This is a genomic window from uncultured Halovibrio sp. (genome assembly GCF_913056445.1).
Lineage (GTDB): Bacteria > Pseudomonadota > Gammaproteobacteria > Pseudomonadales > Oleiphilaceae > Halospina > Halospina utahensis_B.
Window position 1 is genome coordinate 51,595 of record NZ_CAJXMA010000007.1, and the last position, 6,485, is coordinate 58,079.

Here is a 6,485-nt window from a genome sequence, read left to right on the forward strand (position 1 = left end):
CTGAGCATTGCGCCTTGTTACTTACCCTGTTTCACAGAGGATCAAACCATGAGAACTTATCCTATGGCCCGCCAGAAGAGGTCTGCTCCTGCAAGGGTGTTGGCACTGTTAGCCGCCCTACCAGCGAGCCAGGCCGTAGCAGACCCGGTAACCGAGGCCATCAAAGATGGGGAAGTCTCGCTGAGTGCCCGCTATCGTTATGAATTCGTGAACCAGGACAGCGTCCCCAATGACGCTCATGCCTCCACATTAAAAACCAAACTTGGCTATCGCACTGGCAGCGTCAGTGGCTTCAGCGGGTTTCTGCAGGCTGAAAGTGTTACCGCTGTCGGCTCCGAGAATTTCTCCAGCCCAACAAACGGTGTTCCCTCACCCTCGAGTACGTCCCCCAACCGACACCCCGTTGTAGCGGATCCTACCGAAACGGAAATCAACCAGGCCTATATCCGCTACCAGGGTCTGGCGGACACGGACATCAAGTACGGTCGACAGCTCTTTACCCTGGATAATCACCGCTTCATTGGACATGTCGCCTGGCGCCAGAATGAGCAGACCTATGACGCGGCCACGGTAGTGAATCAGTCGCTTGAGGATACGACCCTGACGGCGGGCTACATCTACAACGTCAATCGGCTTGTATCTGGAGCCGCCGGTCCGCGTGGCGATGACGCCATGCAAACCGGTGTCTTCAACGCACGCTATGACGGCCTTGCGGCCGGGTCTCTCACGGCTTACAGCTACCTGCTGGATTATGACAATCTGGATACCGCCTCCACCAGCAGTTACGGCCTCCGCTTCACAGGCGACACCGAGGTGAGTGACAGCGTCAAGGCGCTCTATACGCTCGAATATGCGCAGCAATCCGACTATGCCGACAACCCAGACAGCTTCGAGGTGGATTACTACAAGGTTGAAGGTGGGGTTTCAGCATCGGGTGTTACTTTCAAGCTCGGTCAGGAAACGCTTGGCTCCGACGGTGGGACCGCTTCGTTCCAGACGCCGCTGGCGACCCTCCACGCCATGAACGGCTGGACGGACAAGTTCCTCAGCACGCCGGAAAACGGCCTGGTCGATAGCTATGCATCGATTGGAACCAAAGTGGGCGGCATCAAGCTGATGGGCATCCACCACCAGTTTGAAAGCGATACCGCCAGTCAGGACTATGGCACGGAAACCGGCGTTCTGGCGGTTAAGCCACTGACGGAGACCTACACACTAGGCTTCAAGGCCGCCCGCTACAGCTCAGATGATTTCAGCGTGGACACGGACAAGGCCTGGCTCTGGGTCAGCGCCAATTTCTGAAGTGCGGTAAACAAGGGTGGCGTCTTCGAGCGCCACCCGTCTATCGTTTTGCCGAGGCTTATGATGACTTCCAAAAACCATTGGGAAACCGTTTACGGAAACCGTTCAGATCCGGAAACCAGCTGGTTTCAGGAGCATGCTACCCAGTCACTGCAACTGATCCATACTGTCCAGCCTCCCCTGAGCGCCTCGATCATTGATATCGGCGGCGGCACCTCACCATTGGTCCATGATCTGATTGAGGCGGGCTATACAAACCTGTCACTGCTGGACTTATCAGGGAAAGCGCTCACTCGGGCCCAGGCAAAACTGAAGGACAGGGATCCCGGCATTACTTGGTGGGAAGGCGACATCACCGAAGCTGCACTGCCGCCCGATGGTTACGATCTCTGGCACGACCGCGCCGTCTTTCACTTCCTGACCCATCCCAGCGATCGCCGCCAATACACCGATGCAGCAAGCAAGGCCATTAAACCGGGGGGACACCTCATCGTTGCGACCTTCGCGGATGATGGGCCCACCGAGTGCAGCGGTCTGCCGACCTGTCGTTACAATCCGGCAGCGCTAGAGGCGGAATTCGCGGACACATTCGAGTGTCTCCAGTGCCAGAAGGAGAACCACCGGACACCGAATGGCGTCGAGCAACCCTTTGTCTACTGCCTTTTCCGAAGGAAGGGATAACGCCTTTATTTCAAGCCGAACTTTTCCAGCCTGTAGTGCAACTGTCGCGCACTGAGACCGAGCTCTCTGGCTGCCTGCGTCTTATTGCCACGACAGCGTTGAAGCACCTCTTGAAGCTCCTGCGGATCCGACTCCGCCACCCGTTGATAGGGTCGGCCAGTGGAAGGGTATGCGCTCATCTCCCTAACGCCGATTCCATGCGGATTCGAATCTACCTGCTCCGTTTCCTCACCAACAGTCGACTCCTCCCGCAGTATGTGTTCTATGTCGCTGGCTTCAATCACACTGCTACGCGTCGTGAGCACCGCTCGCTCCATGACGTTTTCAAGCTGACGGATATTCCCGTGCCACGGGAAACTCTCCAGGCGTGACTGCACCCCTGGTCCCAGAGTCAGGTTGCGCCTGTGGCGATGAGTAAAAGTGTGAAGAAAATGCCGAGCCAGAAGAGCAACATCACCGGCACGCTCGCGTAGGGGCGGCAGCCGCAACGGTATTACATTGAGACGGTAATAGAGATCCAGTCGGAAAGTACCCTGGTTAACACCCTGTTGAAGATCCTTGTGAGAGGCCGTGATAACACGGATATCCACATGGATGTCCTGATTACCGCCGATGCGTTGTACGCAGCGTTCCTGAAGCAGCCGCAAAAGCTTGGACTGCAGATCAAGACTCATATCGCCGATTTCATCCAGGAAGAGAGTGCCACCATCAGCGGCCTCCGCCTTTCCCTGGCGACTACGGACGGCCCCTGTGAAAGCGCCCTTTTCATGGCCAAACAGCTCTGCTTCCAGAAGCTGCTCCGGGATGGCAGCACAGTTGATGCAGACGAAGGGCTTACCCACCCTGGGACTGTATTCATGAATCATACGAGCAAATTTTTCCTTGCCCGTGCCGGACTCTCCCCGGAGCATTACAGTGGCATCACTAGCCGCAACTTGCGTCGCTTCTTCCAGGGCTTCAAGCAGGACGGGACTCTCCCCAAGGATACCGTGCTTGAAGCTCTGTCGTTCCAAAGCCGACCGCAGGGCTTCGTTCTGCTGTTCCAGATGTTGCGTGCGCTGGTGGATAAGAGTCCCAATTCTCAGAGTCTGGCCAATCATGGCTGCTACGATACGCAGAAGATGAATATCGGCCTGGAAGGCGCGCGGCCGGTTGCGGATACGGTGGCATCCAAGGACTCCAGCGGGCTGATCATCCAGCATAATGGGAACAGCAACGAAGGACACCACTTCAGAGGGCAAAGTGGCGCGCTCCACGGCCCTGAACCGAAACTCCGGCTCACGGTCGATGTCTTCAACCACACAGACACGCCCTGTCTGCATAACGTAGCCCGTGATGCCTTCACCGAGATTATAGACTCCCTGTTCCCTTTCCCGGTCACGGAGTCCGTAGGCATATTGGATACTGAGCTTGCTGCCGGTATTGTCCGGCAATACAACCCGCCCCCGATTCAGCCCAGCCAGTTGCGATAGCAGTCGCAGCACGGCAGGTATGGTTATAGAAGCTTCCAGAGAGCGACCAAGGAGATCGGCCGCTTCAGACAGGATGAGGGCATCCTGGTCCGGGTCATTGCCAATCGGCTGATCGATTTCCATCGGAGCCTCACTGCTTAAAAAATGGAGCGGAGAATGCAGATGCAAACTCCGCTCCATCCTAAAGCAGGATCAATTGCCGGATCCCTGCCGGAGTATTGCTGACTTCGCTGCCCTTTCCCAGTGCAACTGGCTCCAGTATGGCGCACCGGCAAATGATCTGCTCAGGTTCCCTGCCACCCAACGTAGCGGATCAATGCAACCACAATTGCATCTAACACATAACCTATAACACCGATTACCAAAACCAGTGCCGCCAGCAGATCATAGGCAAGAATGTCGCGAGCATCGTTGATCGCATACCCAAGACCGCTGGTTACGCCGAGGTACTCCGCCGGCACCAGCACCACCCACGCAATCCCCAGCGCAAGCCGGAATCCCGCAAGAATATCCGGTGCCACAGCAGGAATAACGAGCCGCCTCAGACTGGCCAGGGGGGAAGCCCCAAAGTTGCGCGCCACCTTGAAGTACATCGGGTCAATCCGTTGTACCGCGAAAGCCGTCGAGAAGAGAATCGGCCAGACCGACGCCATGAACAGCAGGAACACGATGGCTCCATCCCAGGTCTCGAACGCCAGCACGGCGATGGGCATCCATGCCAGGGGGCTGACCATGCGAAGCAGCTGGAATGGAAAACTGGTGATCTTCTGCATCACGGGCAGTGAACCCACCAGTATGCCAACGGGTACCGCCACCAGCGTGGCCCAGAACAACCCCTGCCCGATGCGGCTCAGGCTGGGATGCACTGTATCCCACAGGGTCCCCGACCATAGAAGCTCCCATGCCCGTGGCAGCGCGCTCTCGGGCGCGAAGGCCGAGAACGCCTGGGTGGAGGGATTGCTGGCGATCAGGTATCCCCCGAGCCACCAGAAGCCCAGCAGGATCGCCAGACCCAGAAGGGGATAGCCCAGGTTCTCGCTGATCCGGCGCGCGTAATGGCCAATCTCGACGCCACCAGCGGTGGCCGGAGTCGTTGTGGTTGCCGTCATACCTTGATCACCTCTTCACGCTCCCAGGGGTTGGCCGAGTCCATGCCCGGCAGGTGTGCGTCCGGGTATTTCTCCAGCGCTTTCTTGACGAACCGGTCATCCACCAGGTCCCTTGCCACGAAGTCGGGATCGAGACCCTTGAGGAAGGTCGTATCACCACTAACGAGGGTCTGGTTCATGGACTTGACCAGTTGCCGGGTTGCGGACGGATAGGGATAGGGCGAAAAGTCGATACGGCCCGTGCTCCAGTCCTCGTGCCGGATTGCATCCGGAGAGGCATAGTCATCGGGGTCGTAATGCGTCATCGCCTTGACCACGACATCTTCCGGCATGGGCAGGTAACCCTTGCCATCCCGGGACAGCATGCGCGCCGTCGCTTCCTTGTTGGTCTGGGCATAGAGCTCCGCGCGCACCAGCGCGTTCATCACCTTCTGGGTCCATTCCGGCTTGGCCTCGACGTCATTCTCGTTCATGCAAAGCACACAGCAGGGATGGTTCTTCCAGATATCGCCGGTGAAGCGGAGCAGGCGGCCATTCGCGAGATTCTCTCCGGCGGCATTGAACGGCTCAGCCACGGTGTAACCATCAATCTGGCCGCCAGCCAGTGCCGGGGCCATGTCCGGTGGCGGCAGGATCAACAGGTTCACCTGGTTGTCGCCCAGCGGCGCGCTCTGCTCCTGGATGACCGGCTCGAGTCCGGCCTGGCGCAGGGCCATCTGGAGCAGCGTATTGTGGACCGAGTACCAGTAGGGCACCGCGATCTGACTACCACCGAGATCACTGAAGTTTTCGGCGGAGCTGCTGCCGCTCATCAGTAGGGCAGAACCGTTGATGTGGGCCCAGGCCATGAGCTTGACCGGGAAGTCGTTGTTGTAGCGCATCCAGATCGGGATGGGATTGAGTAGATGGACGAGATTGAAGCGGCCACTGGTGAAGCCTTCCACCAGGGGTGACCAGCCACGGATCAGCTCCGGCTCCGCGACATCCAGACCTTCCTCCTCGAAGTAGCCGTTCGCATGCGCGACCAGCAGTGGCGTGGCGTCCGTAATCGGCAGATAGCCAATCCGGACGACGCCATCACTGGCCATCGCCTGGCGCATCATCCCAGCGGTGCCCAGGGTAGCCGCAAGACCACCAGCAGCCAGGGAGTCCAGCATGAAACGCCGCCGTCCCTTATCGAGGGTGTATTCGTTGTCCAGGCTCTCGTCGTGATTGCAGTTGCATTTAACCATGAGCGATCTCCTTAGGATCTGGGGTCTGTGGCGTGTGACCGGTAGTTTCGGAGTTATCCGGGGTCTCAACCGACGCACGGAAGCGATCCATGAGATCCTCGCGGATTTCGGTGAATGCCGGATGCATTGGGTTTCGCGGAAACGACAGGTCAATATCCATAATGCTGCGGAAGGTGCCAGGGTTGCGTCCCATCACGACGACCCGTTCGCCCATGTTCAGGGCTTCATCAATGTCATGGGTTACCAGCACCAGGGTGATGCCCTTGTCGCGTGCAATTGAACTGACTTCCAGTTGCAGATTCCGACGCGTAAAAGCATCCAGCGCCGAAAAGGGCTCATCCAGCAGAATCATCTGCGGTTCCACCGCCAGGGACCGCGCCAGAGCGACACGCTGCTGCTGGCCGCCAGACAGGTCCTGGATGCGGGCCTCAGAGCGATCCCTGAGTCCGACAAGCTCCAGCATTTCGTCGACCCGTCCTTTCAGGTTCTGCGTCTGACCGGTGAACTGTAGCCCCAGGGCCACATTCTGTCTGACATTGAGCCAGGGATAGAGGCCGGGCCTCTGGAACATCATGTTCCACTCGGGATGAGCCCGAGAGACCTGTCTCCCATTGATCTTGACGCAGCCCTCACTGGGTATCAGCAATCCCGCCAGCATGTGCAGCAGGGTGGACTTGCCACAGCCACTT

The 6,485-nt window shown here is 58.2% G+C and carries 6 protein-coding genes; 2 read left to right on the top strand and 4 right to left on the bottom strand.

The annotated features are described in order from the left end of the window. The first annotated feature begins 48 nt into the window (after positions 1 to 48). Positions 49 to 1,302, top strand: coding sequence for an alginate export family protein (locus QZ501_RS03215; protein WP_295717092.1), 1,254 nt, complete (start codon positions 49 to 51; stop codon positions 1,300 to 1,302). Positions 1,303 to 1,362: 60 nt separating this feature from the next. After that, positions 1,363 to 1,983, top strand: coding sequence for a class I SAM-dependent methyltransferase (locus tag QZ501_RS03220; RefSeq protein WP_295717094.1), 621 nt, complete (start codon positions 1,363 to 1,365; stop codon positions 1,981 to 1,983). A 5-nt stretch (positions 1,984 to 1,988) separates the two neighbouring features. Here the strand turns inward: QZ501_RS03220 and QZ501_RS03225 are convergent, their stop codons facing one another. From QZ501_RS03225 to QZ501_RS03240, 4 genes are all read right to left on the bottom strand, one after another. Next, complete coding sequence (locus QZ501_RS03225; protein ID WP_295717095.1) at positions 1,989 to 3,578, bottom strand: sigma 54-interacting transcriptional regulator; 1,590 nt, start codon at positions 3,576 to 3,578, stop codon at positions 1,989 to 1,991. A 161-nt stretch (positions 3,579 to 3,739) separates the two neighbouring features. Beyond that, a complete protein-coding gene (locus QZ501_RS03230) occupies positions 3,740 to 4,564 on the bottom strand; it encodes an ABC transporter permease (RefSeq protein ID WP_295717097.1) in 825 nt (274 codons plus the stop codon). After that, the gene (locus QZ501_RS03235; RefSeq protein ID WP_295717100.1) at positions 4,561 to 5,796 is read right to left on the bottom strand and encodes an ABC transporter substrate-binding protein; all 1,236 of its coding nucleotides are present in this window, start codon (positions 5,794 to 5,796) and stop codon (positions 4,561 to 4,563) included. The genes QZ501_RS03230 and QZ501_RS03235 overlap by 4 nt, the downstream gene beginning before the upstream one ends. Then, on the bottom strand, positions 5,789 to 6,485 hold a 697-nt coding region (locus tag QZ501_RS03240), incomplete at its 5' end, for an ABC transporter ATP-binding protein (RefSeq protein WP_295717101.1). The genes QZ501_RS03235 and QZ501_RS03240, both read right to left, overlap by 8 nt.